The sequence below is a fragment of the Wolbachia endosymbiont (group B) of Villa cingulata genome (assembly GCF_964028285.1).
Classification (GTDB): domain Bacteria; phylum Pseudomonadota; class Alphaproteobacteria; order Rickettsiales; family Anaplasmataceae; genus Wolbachia.
The window spans coordinates 1,320,905-1,340,496 of record NZ_OZ034766.1 but is presented as its reverse complement, the minus strand read 5'-3'; the positions used below and the strand labels follow the sequence as shown (position 1 = coordinate 1,340,496).

Here is a 19,592-nt window from a genome sequence, read left to right as displayed (position 1 = left end):
ATATCATGCGTATTCAATAAAAAGATAATAAAGAATCATCTATCTTACTTAATCCTTATCTTCTTTTTTGTTATTGGATTGTAACTGTATGTCCTTTGCAAAGTTGAATTTTTCTTTCAGGTAATCTGTTGCCTTTTCTGTGCTTCCAAACATCATGATCAGTACGCCAAATATTATCATGAAAAAAATTAGGCCTCTGAACACTACTGCAAGTATCACTGTAGCTATACATAAACCTATAATTGTTGAGGGACTCATATTTTCTACAGTATCTTTAACTGAAAATGAAGAAATAAGTTCTTTCAACGTTCCTGGTATATTTTTCAATTCATCACTTGCTTTGCTAGAACATGACATGAAGATAAAACTTAACAGGGCTACAATAGCAAAAACTCTACCCAATTGAATATGCATCAGCTAAATACCTTTAAGATACTCCTCAAATGTAACAATTTTTACATCAATAGGCAAGAACAGAATTCACTTGCTCACCATAAGTAACTCATATTTAACTTTTATCACCGTGTTAGCTCTTTATTATCAACAAGAGGACTCACACTAATGGATGTCAATTTACTTGACAGAATATTTGAACAAAATTCAGCAGCAGCTGCTGTAGCAAACACTGCAGCCACCACAAACAGTCCTGCTCCTACTAATCCTGATGTCATTGCTCCTGCAACAATGCACCCTATTGCTAAGAGAGCAGAACTTGTTACAAGTGCGACGTGAAGATTTTTGTTTTTGATTTTACTATTATTTTCATAATTATTGGATTGCATTGTATCTTTTACCTTACTGCCTGTCACTGAGATCACACAATGAGGCCCTTCTTCAGTCTTCTTATAATGTTTAGAAGGGGGTATTCTTCCGCTTGGGCCTTTGGGTCTTGTTTTGTTCGGATGTGCTAATTTTGTTTTTCCTTCATCTTCTAGTTGCAAACTATTATCTTCCTCAGCAGGGTTTAATTTTAAGTGTACACTTTCCTCAGATGAAATGCTTGTTACTGAAGTTAAGCTGTTCCTTCTGCTACTTGATGCCAAGCTAGATGAATTTATTCCACTATCTAAATCACTACTACTACTGAGTTTAGAAGTATTTGCACCGCTTGGCACTTCTACAGCATTCACAGTTATATTAGGCTTTTCATTTTTTAAATCTTTACTATCAATCGAAAGATCAGATTGACTATTCAATTGTGATTGTGCGATCTCCTTTCTTTCTTGCGATTGTTTTGATGTAAGAAATGTTGAAGCACTATGATAACCTGAACTTCTCAAGGGATTATATATTCCAGGGGTTCCTTTTCCACTTACACCCTTAGCTAAAGAATCCTTTTCCAGAGGATTAATACCTGAATTTTTGGGAATTTCAACTTCACCAGAAAGACTTTGTTTGTTAAATAGTTCCATAGCATTACCTTGTCTATCTTTTTGATTTTGAATAACGCTACTAGAATGATTTTTGTCACTACTTTTATTAGTAATCCTTGAAATTATTCCTAATATTTTTCCTCTTTTTGTTGGTGATCTTTGTGATGATTTTTCTTCGTTGTTAAGTACTGAAGGTTTCATTAATCCCTCTGACTCTATCACTTCTTTTTCCAATGCTGGAAGAAATTTCTCGGTGTAATAATTATAATATTTTTGATATTCTTCTTGCTCTCTCAGTAATTTTGCTAATTTAATTAATATGTTAGGATCAGCTCCTTTGTTGAACAACTCTATGCATTTTGCGATAGTTCTATCTTCCTTTTTTAGATTTCCATGATTATGTGTGTTTTTTGTGACCTTTTTGTATATATTGGTGAACAGTTTACGATCTTCTTCATTACTCAAAGATTGAATAAGCGCTTCTATTTTATAAGGTAAATCATTACTTCTAGATTTTTTTAAAGTACCTAGCATAACATTCCTCTCATACAAATAAAATGTATGAATACCTCTTTAGCGTTAATTTTACATTAAAACCGGGCAGTTATGCCTTATTGCGGATAATTATAGCAATTTGCTAACTATTTTCTTTGCTGATTACCGATTTTACATTTCAACATAATTGCTTGCCTGTTGAACTAGTATATCTATTACTTCTTTTACAGGCTTTTCTCTATCAACCATTCCAACACTTTGACCAGCCATTAAAGATCCTGTTTCAACATCTCCATCAATTACTGCTCTTCTTAAGGCTCCAGCCCAGAACTTTTCTATTTCAAGCTGCCCATCTTCTTTTGAGATTTCTCCATTTTGATATTTATCAATAATGTCTCTTTGATGCTCCATAAAATCGTCACTTGCTTTGTTAACTATAGCCCTTACTGGAATTACAGGGAAATCAGCACTAATCTGCACAGAAGATACAGCATTACGCGCAGCTGATTTGATGAATACTTCTTTAAAATTTTTGTGAGCGATTGACTCATTCGTGCAGACAAATAATGTACCTATTTGACAGCCACTTGCTCCCATTTCTAGGTAGTTCACTATCATTTCGCCTCTTCCTATTCCACCTGCAACAAACACCGGTGTTTTCTCATTTTTAAAATGAGGTAATATCTCTTGTGCGAGAACAGAAGTGCTAACAGGACCGATATGTCCTCCTGCTTCCATACCTTCTATTATTAACGCATCTACCCCCATGTTTACTAACCTTTTCGCAAGGCTTAATGCTGGTGCAAAGCACATAACTTTAATGCCTGCATTCTTGATTTTTGCTATATTAGGTTTTGTTGGTAATCCGCCAGCAAGAACTACATGGCTTACTTTTGTTTCAATGCATATATCTATTAACTCACTCAAATTTGGGTGCATAGTAATTAGATTGACACCAAATGGCTTATGAGTTAATTTCTGTGTCTCTATGATTTCTTTTTTCAGTAAGTCTGGAAACATTGCACCACATGCAATTACACCAAAACCACCGGCATTTGAGATTGCTGAAACTAAATTTCTCTCTGAAACCCAGCTCATAGCACCACCCATTACTGCAAACTCACTACCGAGAAAATTCGTTCCTTTCTTCCAAAGCCTGCTCAACATATAGCCTATATCATACGTTTAAAAATGTTTTGTTTATCTATAAATGTGTGTTTTAAAGCACCAAGTATATGCAAGGTTATAAAGACTATCATAAGATATGCAAGCATCGAATGTAGCTGATTAGCTACACTAGCTAGCTCTTTGTTTTCATTGATTAACAAAGGGATATGAACAAAATATTTGATCTCTTTACTAGAAGCAGAAGACATGACATAACCAGATAATGGCATTAGCACCATCAAAAAATACAAACCAAAGTGTATCGTTTTGCTCGCATTAATTACGAACCGAGAAAAACTTGCCGGTAATGGAGGAACATAAGTAAAGACGCGAAAAAATATACGTACTATAATTAATCCAAGAACGGTGATACCACAAGCCTTATGAATAGCGTATATGCTGAATTTAATTTCACTGCTAATCGGCAAACTTTTCATGTACAGTCCAGAACAAAGCATACCAATAATAAGAGCAGACATTAACCAATGAATGATCCTTAAACCTAAACTATATTTATTGTCTTTCATTAATTTTGATTACTCTAAAGTAGAATTTATATAGTAGAAAAACTATTTCTCAATCAAAATTATCTATACATAATTTCGCTGCCTTGATCAACATAAGTGCAATAATTGTATGTGACACATAAACATTGTCTATCAGATCATGAAGAAGTGGTGAAGTTTTTGAGAGTTTTTCTATTGTAACGATGAGTTATAGCTTGTACAAGAAGCCTCTTGACTTTAAGCACATTTTACCCTATACAATTTTAATATCTTAAACTTCCAAACATGCCAGATCTAAAGACAATGATGCTAAACTTTGGCCCTCAGCACCCAGCTGCACATGGGGTGCTACGTCTTGTTTTAGAAATGGATGGTGAAGTGATCGAGAGGGCAGATCCCCACATTGGACTTTTGCATCGCGGCACTGAGAAGTTAATAGAACATAAAACGTATCTTCAAGCTCTGCCTTATTTTGACCGCCTTGATTATGTGTCACCAATGTCACAAGAGCATGCATATTCGTTATGTGTAGAGAAATTATTGCAGTGCGAAGTTCCGATTAGGGCAAAATATTTGCGTGTTCTATTTTGTGAGCTGACAAGAATACTAAATCATTTACTAAATATCTCTTCCCAAGCACTTGATGTTGGGGCGATGACTCCTCTTTTATGGCTCTTTGAAGAGAGAGAAAAAATACTCGAGTTCTATGAAAGGGCCTCAGGTGCAAGATTTCACGCAGCTTATATAAGGCCAGGTGGACTTGCAGCAGATATCCCAGAAGGTTTGATTGAAGATATTGCAAAATTTATAGAGCAGTTTCCAAAGTATATAGATGATGTTGATGAGCTTCTAACAGAAAATAGGATATGGAAGCAACGCACTGTAGGAATTAGTGAAATATCGATAAAACAGGCGCTTGATTGGGGCTTTAGTGGACCAATGCTCCGTGCTGCTGGACTTGCTTGGGACTTGCGAAAAAGCCAGCCATATGAGATATATGATCAGTTAGATTTTGATGTACCTATCGGCCAAAATGGTGACTGTTATGACCGTTATTTAGTAAGAATGGCAGAGATTAGGCAATCTATTAGCTTGGTGAAGCAATGCATAGAGAAAATTCCTAAAGGGCCAATAAAAACTGAAGATAGAAAAATTTCTCCACCGCCAAGAGCAGAAATGAAAGAATCTATGGAGGCTATGATTCATCATTTTAAGCTTTATTCAGAAGGATATCATGTGCCAGAAGGTGAGGCATATGTGGCTGTTGAAGCGCCAAAAGGTGAGTTTGGAGTATATATAGTTTCAGATGGTACCAATAGACCTTATAGATGTCGAATAAGAGCACCTGGCTTTGCGCATTTACAGGCCTTAGATTTCATGGCAAAAGGACACATGCTTGCTGACATTGCAGCAATTGTCGGTTCACTCGACATAGTCTTTGGTGAGATTGATAGGTAATTATTTTAAAATAGTAACTTAACTAATGGTTAAGACATCTTCTATCATAAATTGTATAAATTCATTGCCATTCCAGTAATTCATAGAGATTTTACCCAAAATGGCTTTAACATTACCCTGCATAATAGCAGAGCCAAGCTCAGTATTTGCACAGCGAAACGCAATAGCTTTGACCATAACATTATCGTCAGCAATAAAACATTTTATATGGTCAACTCCTATAACTTCCGGCTTTCTTATCTTTGCTCCTTGAATGATGAATCTCGGTTCAGGATTGCCAACACCAAATGGCTCTAAGCGCTGCAGTTGATTCCAAAGGGATAAGTTTATTGCTTTAGCTGTTACTATACCATCAGCTTTTATAGTTTTATCGTTTGTGGAGTTTGCAAATCTTTCAGTAAAAAAATCATGTAGATCACTTATTTTATCTTCTTCAATCGAAAATCCTGCTGCCATACTGTGACCACCACCTTCAATGATTAGGTTGGTAAATTTTGCAGAAAGAACCGCAGCACCAATATCTACTCCAGAAATTGACCTACAGCTTGCTTTTCCTATTCCATTGTTTAAAGATATCACTATCGTTGGTAAGTGAAACTGCTCTTTTAGTCTTGATGCAATGATACCAATTATTCCCTGGTGCCAATTACCACTTACCATTATAAAATTTACACCTAAGTGGGCAAAATTTTCCGCTTGTGTTGTAGCTTCCAAAATAGCCTCATTTTCTAGCATTTTTCTTGCATTATTCAAATCTATTAGTTTTAGCGCGATTGAATGCGCCTTTTCTTCATCATCAGTGGAAAGCAACCTTGCACCGAGCGATGCTTCTCCAATTCTTCCTCCGGCATTTATACATGGCCCAATACTAAACCCTAATCGTGAAACACTTGGTTTTTCAAGGATTCCCAAAGCGTCAAACAAAACACGTAAGCCAACATTTTTTCTTGCTGACATAACTTTTAATCCTTGTAAAACAAAAGCCCTATTTAGGCCTGTAATCTGCATAACATCGCAAACAGTTCCAAGAGCAACCAAATCCAGTAGATCAAATAAATCTGGTTCTTTTTTGTTGGTAAAAAATCCTTGCTCACGTAGGCTTCTGTTAAGAGCAACAATTAGCAGAAATGACACTCCAACTGCTGCTAAGTTATTATAAGGAGAGCTCTCATCAAGGCGGTTGGGATTAACAACTGCTACAGCACTTGGTAATTTTTCTATACCAAGGTGATGATCGATAACTATAATATCAAGTCCAAAAACCCTTGCCTCTTCTATTGGTTGATATGCAAGCGTACCGCAATCAACAGAAATACATAAATCAATACCATTCTTTTTAAGTTGTAATAAAGCATCTGTGTTCAATCCATAGCCCTCATCAACACGATCTGGAATATAGATTATAGAGTGTGTCCCAATCGCTCTTAGGTACCTATTAATCAATGCTGATGACGTTGCACCATCAACATCGTAATCACCAAATATTGCAATATTCTCATTATTGTTTATTGCTTTTATTATGCGAGAAACAGCTTTATCCATATCAAGGAGGTGAAAGGGATCTGGTAATAGCGATCTGATTAGTGGGTGTAAGAAGTCATGTGCATTTTCTATGTTAACACCACGAGCAACTAATATTCTTGCTAATATTTCTGGCAACTCAAATCTCTGTATAAGAGTAAAAATCTCCCTTTGATCTGCTTCTTGTAACTTCCACAGTGCATTTGTTATGCTGCGTTTTTCAATATCAAGTAGCATGCTCTTTATAAATAAAACTACTTTACCAGAACTTTTAAGCTTGTTCTATAATTGTGTTAGACTTCTATATAACCTAAAGAAGGATATAAGAGAGTGTCACTCGAAAGGAATCACATTTATTTTGACAAAGAGCATCTGTAAAATCTAATACTTCTTCTTGCATAACATGCTCTTTAATTAGTATTATATCTATGTTGGCATATAAGTGTGAACATTATATTAATGTAATTACTTTTTAAGTATGCATCACAAATTTATGCCTGGAAACAGTTTTTGGTTACTCAAACCTTTTCTACCTTTATTTCATATTCTTTAAAGTATTTTTTGCACTTTCTTTATAAAAACCATAGGTACCAATCGGTTTTTAGCTTAAGAATAAAGGTCAAGTATCTGGAATTCTGGACATAAAATCTCCCTGAAAGATTAGAAAAAAAATACAGCGCACATACTACAGTATACACTGAAGAAGATACGCTACACTTTTTATTGAGAAATTGACTGAAAAGTCTGCAGACGGAGATAGATTTTTGAGCTCTTAAAATACCTCTACTGTTAGGGTAAGGAAAGCGAGAAGGTTTGTCAAGCAATCTTTATTGGCTGTTGTACTAGAATTCAGTTTTTCGTATAATTTGCTAGAATTTGTGTGAAGAATTTTAAATATGAAAGGCCTATATATTAAAACTTACGGCTGTCAGATGAACGTTTATGACTCCATTTTAATGGAGAATATAGTTAAGCCTCTAGGATTCAACGTTGTTAGTGATGTAGAACAAGCTGATTTGGTGATATTGAATACTTGTCATATTAGAGAAAAGGCAGCAGAAAAGCTTTATTCAGAGCTTGGAAGAATCCATTCATCACAAAAAAATAAGGAAATTACTATAGTGGTGGCCGGGTGTGTGGCTCAAGCAGAGGGAGAAGAAGTGTTCAGAAGGGCTCCTTTTGTTGATATTGTTGTTGGTCCGCAGAGTATCGCTGCTTTACCGGAGTTAATAGTCAAAGCAAGCAGAAGTAAAGGTCATGTAATAAATACTGATTTTCCAGAAGTTGCGAAGTTTGATAAATTGCCAGATGAATGCTATGGCAATAGCCAGGGGTCTTCTGCGTTTCTTGCCATACAAGAAGGTTGTGATAAATTTTGTACGTTTTGTGTGGTGCCATATACTCGCGGGGCTGAGTATTCACGACCAATAAATGAAATATTCCGTGAAATATTGAAGTTAGTTGCAAATGGGGCAAGGGAAATTAATTTGCTCGGTCAAAATGTTAATGCTTATCATGGAGAGTGCGAAGAAGAGGTCTGGGATTTAGGAAAATTAATTAGTCACATTGCTAAAATTGAAAACCTAGAAAGAATCCGCTACACAACTTCTCATCCAAGAGATATGCACGAATCTCTCTACTTGGTGCATGCGGAAGAGCCAAAACTCATGCCGTTTGTTCACCTACCTGTGCAGTCAGGTTCGAATAAAATATTGCATGCAATGAACAGGAAACACACTGCAGAGGAGTATTTGGAAATAATAGACAGATTTCGCAAATTGAAACCTGAAATCGAATTTTCTTCTGATTTTATTGTTGGTTTTCCTGGAGAAACTGAAAAAGATTTTGAGGAAACTATGAAGTTAGTAGAAAAAGTAAAGTACGCTCAGGCTTATAGTTTTAAATATAGCCCAAGGCCAGGAACGCCAGGGGCGGAAAGAAAAGATCAAGTACCAGAAGAGGTTAAAACAGAGCGTCTTCTTCGGTTACAGGAATTAATTAGCAAGCAACAACTTGAATTTAATCAGAGTATGATAGGAAAAACTATTCCTGTTCTATTCAGTGATAAAAAAGGTAAACACCAAAATCAAATTATTGGTAAAAGCCCATACATGCAATCAGTATGCGTTGATGATCCTGACGATAAATACAAAGATAAAATAGTAAATGTAAGGATATTGGAAGCTCGGCAAAATAGTTTGTTGGGATGCGCTGCCTAATTAGAGAAAAGTGCTCCCATGGTCTCATGTAGAAGTACTTTGTGTGTTTTATAAGTTTATAAGCTATCTAGATTTAATCCTTAGAGGACTACAGCTCTCTGTTACGCAATCATATGAGACTTGATATAATAGATTCGCGGGATTTTTTTTCTTTTCCCACTGATAGCGTATTCTCTCAATCTCTCCAGAATTGTTGTATTCATAAGAAAGCGATTTCCAAATAAAGCTACTTTTACTATTATTTTTGTTAGCATCATGAAATTTATGATAAGGCCAACTTCTATTGTCTTTATTCATCTTCAACCTCAATAAATAAGTCTAATGAATTAATATGTTGTATAATGATGTCAATACCTATCTATGTTTATAGAAACAGAGTTTTTGAATTTGTAATTTTCCAGAAAGCTCTATATTCTTTGATTTTATCCAGTTAAAATGAATATGAAGTATTATCCTGATACAAGCAGCAGTCCTGATTTTTCATTGCTAGAAAAGGAAATCATAAAATTTTGGCAGGAAAATAAAATTTTTGAGCAGTCAGTCAAGAAACGTTCCAAGGGTCATTGTTTTGTATTTTATGATGGGCCTCCGTTTGCAAATGGACTTCCGCATTACGGACACTTGCTTACTGGTTTTATAAAAGATGCATTTGCAAGATATCAAACTATGCTGCAAAAAAGGGTTGAACGTAGATTTGGTTGGGATTGCCATGGCTTACCAGCTGAGATGGGTGCAGAAAAGGAACTTGGAATATCTGGTAGAACTGAGATAGAGAAGTTTGGCATTGAAAAATTCAATAATCATTGCCGTACTTCTGTGATGAAATTTTCATCAGAATGGGAGAAGTATGTAAATAGACAAGCAAGATGGGTAGATTTTCACAATGACTATAAGACTATGGATAAGTCATTCATGGAGTCGGTCATGTGGGCATTTAAGCAGCTTTATGATAAAGGTCTGGTGTATGAATCAATACGCGTTGTTCCCTATAGCTGGGCGTGCGAAACTCCACTCTCTAATTTTGAAACAAGACTAGATAATGCTTATAGAGAAAAAGCTAGCAAGGCTGTAACTGTTGCGTTTGAACTTTTAGAAAACCCAAAGCAATTTAAACAAAAATGTAAGTTGCTTGCTTGGACTACAACCCCTTGGACGTTGCCAAGCAACCTCGCACTGGCAGTAGGGGAGGGTATTGAGTATTGTATGGTGTTAGTAAATGGTGAAGTTTGCATCTTTGCTGAAAGTTATTTAGAGAAATTTGTCAGCCACTGTGAACAAAGCAATATTCAATATGAAAACTGTAATATAAAACTTAAAGCAAGTGATCTTGCAGGTCTTCCTTATAGACCACTGTTTGATTACTTTAAAGATACAAAGAATGCGTTCCGTGTTTTCATTGCCGATTATGTTACAGCAGAAGATGGTACTGGTGTTGTGCACACTGCTCCTGGATTTGGTGAAGAAGATTTTTACCTTTGCCAAAGCCATGATATTCGAGCTGTTTGTCCAGTTGATAACGCTGGAAAATTTACTACTGAAGTTTCAGATTTGGCAGGAGTTCATGTTTTTGATGCCAATGATACAGTAATCAAGAAATTAAAAAGGCAGGGGAGCTGGTTTAAAACTGAGCAATATATTCACAATTATCCACACTGCTGGAGAACTGACACTCCTTTAATCTACCGCACTATGCCTTCTTGGTATGTTGCTGTGACAAAGTTTAAGGGAAGAATGACAGAGCTAAATAAGAGAGTTAATTGGATGCCAAATCATATAAGAGATGGTCAATTTGGAAAATGGCTTGAAGGAGCGCACGACTGGTCTATTTCACGCAATCGATTTTGGGGTACGCCAATTCCTGTGTGGAAGTCAGACGATGTAAAATATCCAAGAGTGGATGTGTATGGTTCGATAGCAGAACTAGAGCGAGATTTTAATGTTAAAATAGATGACTTGCACAGACCATTTATCGATACTTTGATAAGACCAAATTCTGATGATCCAACAGGAAAATCAGTTATGCGTCGTGTGCCTGATGTGTTTGACTGTTGGTTTGAATCTGGATCGATGCCGTTCGCGCAAGTTCACTATCCGTTTGAAAATAAGGAGTGGTTTGAGAGTAATTTCCCTGCAGATTTTATCACCGAGTATATAGCACAAACAAGAGGATGGTTCTATACGCTTTTTGTGCTTTCCACTGCTTTATTTGACAGTGAGCCATTTAAGAACTGCATATGTCACGGTGTGGTTCTTGATGTGGAAGGGCAGAAACTATCCAAGCGTTTGAATAATTATGCAGATCCAATGGAGGTTTTTGACAAATACGGTTCCGATGCGCTGCGTTTTCTTATGCTATCTGGTTCCATCGTTTGTGGTGGCAATTTACTACTCGATAAAGAAGGAAATTCGATACGAGATGTTCTGAAAAACGTAATAAAACCTATTTGGAACAGTTATCACTTTTTTACTATGTATGCAAATGCAGATGGAATTAAAGCTGAGATTTGTAGGGATTATCAGAATACTATTGATTGCTACATGATTTCAAAATGTTTTGAAGTTGTGGAAGGTATGCAAGCTTCTATGAACAACTATAACTCTCAGGAAGCTTGCAAAATCCTGACAGATTTTTTTGAAGTACTAAATAATTGGTATATTCGTCGCAATCGCGAGCGTTTTTGGAAAAGTGATTGTGATCAGGATAAAACTGATGCTTATAATGTTCTATATACGGTTTTTTATTACATACTTCGGGCTGCAGCTCCTTTGTTGCCACTGATAACAGAGACTATATGGCAGGGGCTTAGGTATGAAGAAATATCTGTTCATTTGGCTGATTTTCCACAATCAGATAGATATAATAGTCAGCTCATTGCCAAGATGGATTTGGTAAGAGAGATATGTAACTCTGCATTATCCATCAGAAATACGTTTAACATGCGCATCAGGCAGCCACTTGGCAGTATGACTATCTACCATCAGTCTTTCTGTAGTTTTCTTGAAGGTGAGCCGTTTTCTGTCATCCCAGTGCGTGACACTGGGATCCAGTGTACTGCAGACTCAAATGAATACCAAGAGATGATAAAAGATGAGGTAAATGTAAAAAAATTAGAATTAGTAAATAGACTTGAAGATATTGCATCACTAGAGCTGAAACTAAATTTCCCTCTACTTGGCAAGAAGATTCCAGATAAAATCAAGAAACTAGTTCAATATGTCAAAGAAGGAAAGTGGAAACAAGTTGAAAATGAGCAGATATTTCTGGGGGATGAAACAGAGAACTATACTATAGAAAAAGGTGAATATGAACTATTGTTAAAAGCAAACAGTGAATATTCTTCTGTATTTGATAACAATAAAGGGATTGTTGTTCTGAGCACTGAGCTCAATGACGAACTAATTCTAGAAGGACTCGCAAGAGATGTTGTGAGGCTTATTCAAGAAACTAGAAAAAAAGCTGATTTTCATATATCAGATAGAATCAGAGTAATAATCAAAACAGAAGATGAAAAAATTAAGGAAGCAATAACTACATGGAATAAATATATAAAAGAGCAGACCCTTGCCTTATCTTTGGACACTAATAAAGAGATCGAGGCCGATTTCTATTTTAAGGAATACCAAGGTTTGACAGTTGGTATTAAGTTAATAAAGTTGCAAAGTTAGTAATGTTTATGCTATACTTAAATTGCTTTAAGTAGGGTGTGATATGAATCAAGTTGTTACAGATAGCCATAAAGAAATTGTTGATTTAAATAACAATAGTGATGGTTTAGATAAAGTACAATCTGTTTCCAATGTTGCTTTGGAAGAGGAAGAAGAGTTTTTTGATGCTGTAAGTAAGCAGGATTGGTTAATTAAACAAATAGCTGCTTTTAATGTTCCACTCAGTATATTTCATTATAAAGATTATAATTCTGACTTTTTTACCTCCTGGTATAATATGTCAAGCGAAATATTGAAAGAGATAAACATAGCTTGCCCAGAGAAGAAAATATTAAATTTAGCTCTGTCAGTTTTAATGCTCCCTTATATTGCTTTTACTGCACTGGGGTTAGTCATATACAGTAGATTTAAAGCAAATAGCAAGACACAAGAAGGTGTAGTGGAAGATAAGACAAAAAAGAGTGAAACAGGTGTGCCAAAAAGATTGGCATATGGCGCTCTTGCTGCAATGGCAATTTTTGTTAATGTGACTGTGCTTGTAGTCTTAATCGTTCCTGCAACAGTTGCTTTGGCTACTTTTTATCTTTTAAATAGAGATTTATCTCACTCTTTAGTTACTGCTCTTAAAATAAGTATGGGGCAGTATTCTAATAAGCACCAAAATATAGAGGTATCTTTTCATGAAACGAAAGTTTCTAGAACAAGCATTACATATGATATGGAAATAAAGTTTCCACCACAATTTAAACAATTACTGAGAGATTTATGCCAAAGTGAAAATGGCAAATGGTTTAATGTGATACAGGATTCAGAACGTAATGCCATACTGAAATTGTCAACTGGTGTCGATTTAAAAAATGGTCTTCAGCCCTTGCGTAATGAGATCGCAAGTGTAATTGCAACTTCAATTCAAGAATGCGCAAGAACTATGGAAGAGCTGATGAAGCTAGAAAAGAAAGATATTACACATGATAAACTGAAGGAATTATTGAGTGAATTCAGGCTGAAAGTGGTGAGTAGCATAGATTCTAAGTTGACAACTCACTTAATAGAAAATGCTTATCAAGTTGCCTTTATACAAGCAATTAAGTTTCAGCAAAATAGACGGGGAGAAGATTTTTCACTGGAAGATGAGCTAAAAAATACTTTAGTGAAACAGAAATTAGAAAGTCAAGGTAAGGAATTACCAGTTGAAAAAGAGATTATAATAAAAGATCTAAAAAAAGCAGGAGCAAAAGTGCCAGATATCTTAGAAGATAGTGAGCTTCCTGTATTTAAAGCAGAATGGGAACGGCTTATACAAGAAGGGAAAATAGCTAAAAAAGCAATAATTGATGTTTATAAAGATACAGATCCTGGAAAAACAGAGGAAGCTCTAAATGATGCTAAAAAAAGAATTGAAGATTTAAAAAAACAAGGACAGGAAAGATATACTGGGATACATGAAAAATTGAAAGCAATATATGATGAAGGAAAAAATAACTTAACAGATGATGATTTAAAAAGGAAATTAGAAGGTCTTTTTAAGTTCGAGTATGGTGATCAAGAAGTTGAGCGAAGGCTAGTAGAATCAGTAATGAAAAAAGCTAAGGATGAGTTAGGCCTGTTAGGAATACTAAGCTTAATAGACCAATTTCGAGATTTAGAAGAGGAGATAAAAGGTCCTTTGAATGGGGAAAGTTTAGAAGAAGCTTCAGGTAAAGTGAATGCTTCTATAGCAAAGATGTATTTAGAAATAACGAAACGTAAAACGCAAGATTTGTTTAAAAGTCAAGCAAAGGGTATAGAGAATTCATGTAAGTTATTAGAAAGGGAGGCACCAGATCTAGTAGAAAAGATTAATTCACATCGAGTGAGAATTGAAAAATACTTAAAAAGACCTGAACAACCTATGCTATTGAGAAAAATAATAGAAGGGAGTAAGGATTTAAATAAGTACTTAGAAGATGAGTGGAATAGAAAAGGGGAAGGGCATCCAAATACGAAATTAATACAGAAGCACTTGAAAAATAACAAAGAAATTCTAAAAGCATTAGAACAGTTGAAATTGGAAGAAAAAGGATTATTGATAAATGAAGAAACAAAAAATGATTATAGAGAAGAACTGGAATCTCGCGAAAAAATAAAGTTTGCAATAATAGAAGATGATTTACTTAAAGCATTCGAGCATGAAATTTTTGATGAAGAAGCAATTAAGAAGTTACTAGAGAGAGCAGGATTTGAGTACTATTTGGCAGAAAAGTGCATAAAAAGTCCTGTGATTAAGACAAAAGACAATATCAAACATTTTTGTCAAGATTTATTGTCTCCTTTAATAAATAGGTTGGTGGAAAATATAGTAAATAATGTACCAAAAAGTGATAAGAGTTCATGGCTGCAGCCTATAAAAGCTATTAGGACAGGCTTGGGATATATTCAAACAGGTCTTGCCGTTGCAATGCGTGGGAATAAGAGCACAGAAGGAAAAGCGTTGAGTGTGGCACATGATACTCATAAGGAAGTGGAAACATTTCTTCAACATTTTCAATCAAGTTATGAGGAAGTAGGAGTTTTTTTTGGTAATTTATTTTCTGATGATGGAACGACATTTAAAAATGATGTATGGCCTAAAGTAGAAGAGCATTTGCATGGAATGTGGGATAGGTTTTTCAAGGATATTGAATTCAAGATAGGGAATAAATTGGATGAAGTAAACGTGACACAGCAAAATCCGGAAACGGCGATTACGGCTTAATGATGAGCTCTCAAAGTTCCTTCAGTATTTTCACACACTAAGTTGACTATCATATTTGATTCTTTTTGGATTTCCTCTTCAGTTAAAGTGTGAGTTGGAGAGCAGAAAGTAACTGAAAATGCTATAGACATCTTATTCGATTCTATATTGTTTCCATGATATACATCAAATATCAAAACTTCTGTGATGAGCTCTGAGCTTTTTTTCACCATATTGATTATACTACCTGCTTCTATATCTTTATTTACAATAAACGCAAAATCGCGTTTTACACTTTGATATTTATAATTGATAAATTTTTTTCTACTTATAGGTAAATTTTCGATATTTTCTAATATCAACTCAAAGCCTACAATTTTTTGTTTGATGTTAAAAAAATCCAATATACTTGGATGCAATTCTCCAAAATAACCAACTATTTTACTTCTAAAAGATAAGGAGCCTGATTTTCCTGGGTGATAATATTCTTTTTCTGCTCTCTCTATTGCTAAATTATCACAATTGACATTAAAAAGTTCCAAAGCTGTTATGAGGTCAGCCTTTGCGTCAAAAATATCTATTTTTCTATCAGTGTTATAGTGGTTTTTCGGCGAATTATTTCCTGATCTAATTCCACTTAAAACGTACTTAGATTGAGCTTCGTTATTATAAATTGGCCCAATTTCAAAAATTGCACAATCAGGTGTACCATGGGCAGTATTATCTGCAGTAACTTTCAACAAATTTGGTATGATGCTTGGTCTCATTATATTAAAGTCATTATTAAATGGGTTGTCGATAATAAATAATTTATTCAAGTAACCAAACTTTTCAGCTATTGATTCACTCATAAAAGACCAAGTTATCACTTCATGAAAGCCTCTGCTTGCCATTAAAATGCGTAAATCATCTTGTGTATTTGCTTCTACTGTAACGTTTTCTGCTAGTGGTTCTTCCTTTATTTTATCATAGCCGTATATTCTTACTACCTCTTCAACTAGGTCAGTAGGTATAGTTACGTCTGGCCTCCAGCTTGGTACATGTACACTCCAATTATTTTCAGTTCTTTTATCAATACTAAACCCTAATTTTGTTAGAATATTGAATAATTCATCAGGTGATGCAGATACACTTCCAAGTTTGTTTACATCTTGATAATCGAAATTTATCTTGGTATCAGCCTTATTCAGATTACCAGTAGACACTACACTTGACACTTCTCCACCACATAAAGCCAAAATCATTTTGGCTGCAAGATTGAGTCCATCAAAGGTAAAATCATGGTCAACTGAACGTGCAAACCTGTAACTTGAGTCTGTGGAGATGCCTAGTTGCCTTGAAGATTTAGTGATAGAGATAGGATCAAACCAAGTAGACTCTAAAAAAATATCAGTAGTCTCAAGAGTGCATTCACTGTACTTACTACCTATAATTCCAGCAATTGCATGAACATTTTTATCATCAGAAATAACACTTATGTCTTTATTTAATGAGTATTCTTTATCATTTAAACCAATAAATTTTTCTCCATCGTTTGCTTTACGTACTGTGAGCTCTCCTTCTATTTTTTTTGCATTATATGCATGCATTGGGCGATTAAAGGATATCATGATGTAATTAGTAATATCAACTATTGCAGAAATGGAGCGCATTCCTATAGATTCCAATTTATCTTTTAACCATTTTGGGCTCTCTCTATTTTTTACATTGGTGATGTATATTCCACTAATAAAGCTCTCCCCGTCGGTAACTTTGACGTTTACTGGTGAATTTATAGAGCAGGTAAGTTGTGGAATGCTTAAAGCCTTTAACATTCCAATTCCAGTTGCTGCTAAATCTCGAGCTATTCCATATAAGCCTAAGCAATCTCCACGATCTGGAGTGATGTTTATGTCAATTACAGGATCGCAATTAAAAAATTTATCCCCTACTTTATAGTCGTCAGAAAGCTCAATTATTCCTTCACTTTCATTTTGAGTCAACGCAAGTTCGAAAGCAGAACAAAGCATTCCTTCACTTAGCACTCCTCGTATTTTTGCAGGCTTAATTGTGAAATCACTTTTTGGCAATGTGCTACCAAGAGATGCAAGTACAGTCTTCATGCCTTCTCTAACATTTTCTGCTCCACAGACTATCTGTAGAGCCTTACTTCCATTATCTACTTTACATAGTTTTAATTTATCGGCATTTGGATGAGGTGCAACTTCTAGTACTTTTGCAACAATAAACCCGGCCAATTTGGTATTGTCGATCACATCTTCTACTTCTAACCCTATGTGAGTTAATTTATCAGTAATTTCCTCTAAACTAGCATTGGTTTCTAAGTACTCTAATAACCAAGATAATGTGAACTTCATTTATCTAACAAGAAATAAAAATTCATTGTAATGTAAAATGTGATGTTTTTAAAGTTTGTTGTAATAAGTGGCTTCTATATTGCAAGAAACAACAGAGAAGCCTACTCTTTCTACAAAGAAAGAATTTTCTTTATATCACCTTTGCAGTCCATTTCCATGCAGAGTTGAATGTTCATATTGTGATCATCTATATGGAAATTATAAATGTAAGCATCACCAGTAAAATTTCCTATAACATCATGGCTTTCATTTAGCATTTCACCTGCCATGCGGAAAAGACCAGTGTCTGAGTTAGAAGAATAATCTGTAAACTTGATGTACCCGTTACCACATTCTTGTTCTAAATTTAAAGGTGGATTAGTAAAATCTATTTCGTTCATAATTGCCTCATATTAAAATTAAATTATAGTTAAAATAAGATGTTAAGTCAAGATATTAAGTAACTTAATAAGATTAGTGAATTTTTAAATGGAACGCTGGCTATAATTAGCATTCTAATCACATACTTTGTTGATATATTTATGCCATAATGGCATGGATTTTCTATCTTAATTCTTGACTTTACCCTATAAAATCTATATTTTACTTACTATTATAGTTTAAGTATATAAATCAAGATGGCGTTAAATCCGCTAGAACAATTTAAAGTATATACAATAATAGAACTACCAAAATTATTTGGGTATGACATAAACTTTACCAACTCATCTCTTTTTATGATGATCTCGGTGATATTAATGGTACTGTTTTTGCTCCTTGGAATAAGAAAAGGTGCAGTAATACCAGGATATTTGCAAGCTGCAGTTGAATATGTATATGATTTTGTTGTTTCAATAATAGAAAGTAACACTGGAAGCAAAGGTTTGGAGCACATTCCTTTGATATTTACAGTATTTATTTTCATTTTATCGTGTAATTTAGTTGGTGTTCTTCCTTATAGTTTCACAGTTACAAGTCATGTGATAGTTACCTTCGCTTTATCAATGGTGGTTTTTACTTATATAACGATTGTTGGGTTTAAAGAAAGAGGAGTAGAATTTTTACGCATATTGCTACCAAAAGGAACTCCTTCGTGGCTTGCACCTATAATCATCATTATTAAATTATTTGCTTATTTAGTAAGACCGATTAGTTTATCAATAAGGCTTGCAGCAAATATGATTGCAGGTCATACAATCATCAAAGTGATAGCAGGATTCGTCATAAATATGAACATATTTCTTACTCCTGCACCTTTTTTGTTTATAATTGCACTAATAGGATTTGAAGTTTTTGTTGCAGTTTTGCAAGCTTATATATTTACTATATTAACATGTGTATATTTGTCAGATGCAGTAAAGTAATTGACTTCCTTGCAGAATATTTTACAATTATATTATAAAGAAATAGTTAAAGGTAATATATGGACTTAGTGGCTTTAAAATTTATAGCAATTGGTTTGGCTGTGTTTGGAATGCTCGGTGCTGGTTTAGGTATAGCTAATATCTTTTCTGCTATGTTAAATGGGATTGCAAGAAATCCTGAATCGGAAAGTAAAATGAAAACTTACGTTTATATTGGTGCTGCCATGGTTGAAATCATGGGGTTACTTGCGTTCTTACTTGCAGTGTTATTGATATTTGTTGCTTAACAGATGCCACAGCTTGATGTTTCCACTTTCTTTTCTCAAGTTTTTTGGTTTTTAATTTTTTTCTCTTCACTTTTTTTTGTAGTAAGTTGTTTGTTCTTACCAAGGTTAGATGAAATAATAAACACTAGGAGTAAAGGGATATTAGATTCTTTTAATAGTTCTGTTCACCTTTTAAGACTTACAGAAGAACAAATTGCCAAGTATAATGCAGCTTTAAATCAAGCTAGAGCACAGGCAAAAAAAATCATAGATGATGCATTTGCTCAAGTAGAAGAAATGAGAGCGAATGTTAAGGATATATTGGAAGAGGAAGACAAGAAGATGATTAAACTTGTTGAAGAAAAGGTAGTACAATTTAAATCTAAGTATATTAGTGAATTAAAACAAATGGCTACTAGTATTGCTTTGATTTACTATACTAAGTTAACCAATTCTGAAATTGAAGAGGAATTTGTTGCTGACTTGGTGTCAAAAGAATTTTAGGGTT

Annotated in this window: 14 protein-coding genes; 7 read left to right on the top strand and 7 right to left on the bottom strand. The window is 34.6% G+C overall.

Annotated features, from left to right (window positions below; genetic code table 11):
* Positions 1-48 precede the first annotated feature (48 nt).
* From ABWU52_RS06835 to ABWU52_RS06820, 4 genes are all read right to left on the bottom strand, one after another.
* The gene (locus ABWU52_RS06835; RefSeq protein ID WP_226079535.1) at positions 49-414 is read right to left on the bottom strand and encodes a hypothetical protein; all 366 of its coding nucleotides are present in this window, start codon (positions 412-414) and stop codon (positions 49-51) included.
* Positions 415-518: 104 nt separating this feature from the next.
* Positions 519-1,907 carry a DUF350 domain-containing protein gene (locus tag ABWU52_RS06830; RefSeq protein ID WP_353276787.1) on the bottom strand — a complete coding sequence of 463 codons (1,389 nt, stop codon included), beginning with the start codon at positions 1,905-1,907 and terminating at the stop codon, positions 519-521.
* Between the two features lie 132 nt (positions 1,908-2,039).
* The gene (locus ABWU52_RS06825) at positions 2,040-3,035 is read right to left on the bottom strand and encodes an NAD(P)H-dependent flavin oxidoreductase (protein ID WP_353276785.1); all 996 of its coding nucleotides are present in this window, start codon (positions 3,033-3,035) and stop codon (positions 2,040-2,042) included.
* 5 nt (positions 3,036-3,040) lie between these two features.
* On the bottom strand, positions 3,041-3,562 hold the full coding sequence (locus tag ABWU52_RS06820; RefSeq protein ID WP_353276784.1) for a cytochrome b: 522 nt from the start codon (positions 3,560-3,562) through the stop codon (positions 3,041-3,043).
* Positions 3,563-3,826: 264 nt separating this feature from the next.
* Here ABWU52_RS06820 and ABWU52_RS06815 point away from each other — a divergent pair, with 264 nt between their 5' ends.
* Positions 3,827-4,999 (top strand): NADH-quinone oxidoreductase subunit D, encoded by a 1,173-nt coding sequence (locus ABWU52_RS06815; RefSeq protein WP_353276782.1) that lies wholly within the window; start codon positions 3,827-3,829, stop codon positions 4,997-4,999.
* An 18-nt stretch (positions 5,000-5,017) separates the two neighbouring features.
* Here the strand turns inward: ABWU52_RS06815 and recJ are convergent, their stop codons facing one another.
* Positions 5,018-6,757 (bottom strand): single-stranded-DNA-specific exonuclease RecJ, encoded by a 1,740-nt coding sequence (gene recJ / locus ABWU52_RS06810; protein ID WP_353276780.1) that lies wholly within the window; start codon positions 6,755-6,757, stop codon positions 5,018-5,020.
* A 659-nt stretch (positions 6,758-7,416) separates the two neighbouring features.
* Here recJ and miaB point away from each other — a divergent pair.
* From miaB to ABWU52_RS06795, 3 genes are all read left to right on the top strand, one after another.
* Positions 7,417-8,739: a tRNA (N6-isopentenyl adenosine(37)-C2)-methylthiotransferase MiaB gene (gene miaB, locus ABWU52_RS06805; protein WP_353276778.1), complete on the top strand. Its 1,323-nt coding sequence runs from the start codon at positions 7,417-7,419 to the stop codon at positions 8,737-8,739.
* A gap of 435 nt (positions 8,740-9,174) precedes the next feature.
* Positions 9,175-12,405: an isoleucine--tRNA ligase gene (ileS, locus tag ABWU52_RS06800; protein WP_353276776.1), complete on the top strand. Its 3,231-nt coding sequence runs from the start codon at positions 9,175-9,177 to the stop codon at positions 12,403-12,405.
* A gap of 43 nt (positions 12,406-12,448) precedes the next feature.
* Positions 12,449-15,139, top strand: coding sequence for a hypothetical protein (locus ABWU52_RS06795; protein WP_353276774.1), 2,691 nt, complete (start codon positions 12,449-12,451; stop codon positions 15,137-15,139).
* Here the strand turns inward: ABWU52_RS06795 and pheT are convergent.
* Complete coding sequence (pheT, locus tag ABWU52_RS06790) at positions 15,136-17,475, bottom strand: phenylalanine--tRNA ligase subunit beta (protein ID WP_353276772.1); 2,340 nt, start codon at positions 17,473-17,475, stop codon at positions 15,136-15,138. The two genes, ABWU52_RS06795 and pheT, sit on opposite strands and share 4 nt — an antisense overlap.
* A 110-nt stretch (positions 17,476-17,585) precedes the next feature.
* A complete protein-coding gene (locus ABWU52_RS06785; RefSeq protein WP_353276770.1) occupies positions 17,586-17,855 on the bottom strand; it encodes a hypothetical protein in 270 nt (89 codons plus the stop codon).
* A 237-nt stretch (positions 17,856-18,092) separates the two neighbouring features.
* Between ABWU52_RS06785 and ABWU52_RS06780 the strand changes: the two genes are divergently transcribed.
* From ABWU52_RS06780 to ABWU52_RS06770, 3 genes are read left to right on the top strand one after another with little or no spacing between them, the layout of a single operon-like run.
* Positions 18,093-18,818 carry a F0F1 ATP synthase subunit A gene (locus ABWU52_RS06780; protein WP_353276769.1) on the top strand — a complete coding sequence of 242 codons (726 nt, stop codon included), beginning with the start codon at positions 18,093-18,095 and terminating at the stop codon, positions 18,816-18,818.
* A 59-nt stretch (positions 18,819-18,877) separates the two neighbouring features.
* Positions 18,878-19,105 (top strand): F0F1 ATP synthase subunit C, encoded by a 228-nt coding sequence (locus ABWU52_RS06775; RefSeq protein ID WP_353276767.1) that lies wholly within the window; start codon positions 18,878-18,880, stop codon positions 19,103-19,105.
* Between the two features lie 3 nt (positions 19,106-19,108).
* Positions 19,109-19,588 carry a hypothetical protein gene (locus ABWU52_RS06770; RefSeq protein ID WP_353276765.1) on the top strand — a complete coding sequence of 160 codons (480 nt, stop codon included), beginning with the start codon at positions 19,109-19,111 and terminating at the stop codon, positions 19,586-19,588.
* Positions 19,589-19,592 lie beyond the last annotated feature (4 nt).

Coding starts and splice junctions, on each gene's coding strand:
- ABWU52_RS06835 (WP_226079535.1), bottom strand. CDS start 414: ATGCATATTCAATTGGGTAGAGTTTTTGCTATTGTAGCCCTGTTAAGT.
- ABWU52_RS06830 (WP_353276787.1), bottom strand. CDS start 1,907: ATGCTAGGTACTTTAAAAAAATCTAGAAGTAATGATTTACCTTATAAA.
- ABWU52_RS06825 (WP_353276785.1), bottom strand. CDS start 3,035: ATGTTGAGCAGGCTTTGGAAGAAAGGAACGAATTTTCTCGGTAGTGAG.
- ABWU52_RS06820 (WP_353276784.1), bottom strand. CDS start 3,562: ATGAAAGACAATAAATATAGTTTAGGTTTAAGGATCATTCATTGGTTA.
- ABWU52_RS06815 (WP_353276782.1), top strand. CDS start 3,827: ATGCCAGATCTAAAGACAATGATGCTAAACTTTGGCCCTCAGCACCCA.
- recJ (WP_353276780.1), bottom strand. CDS start 6,757: ATGCTACTTGATATTGAAAAACGCAGCATAACAAATGCACTGTGGAAG.
- miaB (WP_353276778.1), top strand. CDS start 7,417: ATGAAAGGCCTATATATTAAAACTTACGGCTGTCAGATGAACGTTTAT.
- ileS (WP_353276776.1), top strand. CDS start 9,175: ATGAATATGAAGTATTATCCTGATACAAGCAGCAGTCCTGATTTTTCA.
- ABWU52_RS06795 (WP_353276774.1), top strand. CDS start 12,449: ATGAATCAAGTTGTTACAGATAGCCATAAAGAAATTGTTGATTTAAAT.
- pheT (WP_353276772.1), bottom strand. CDS start 17,475: ATGAAGTTCACATTATCTTGGTTATTAGAGTACTTAGAAACCAATGCT.
- ABWU52_RS06785 (WP_353276770.1), bottom strand. CDS start 17,855: ATGAACGAAATAGATTTTACTAATCCACCTTTAAATTTAGAACAAGAA.
- ABWU52_RS06780 (WP_353276769.1), top strand. CDS start 18,093: ATGGCGTTAAATCCGCTAGAACAATTTAAAGTATATACAATAATAGAA.
- ABWU52_RS06775 (WP_353276767.1), top strand. CDS start 18,878: ATGGACTTAGTGGCTTTAAAATTTATAGCAATTGGTTTGGCTGTGTTT.
- ABWU52_RS06770 (WP_353276765.1), top strand. CDS start 19,109: ATGCCACAGCTTGATGTTTCCACTTTCTTTTCTCAAGTTTTTTGGTTT.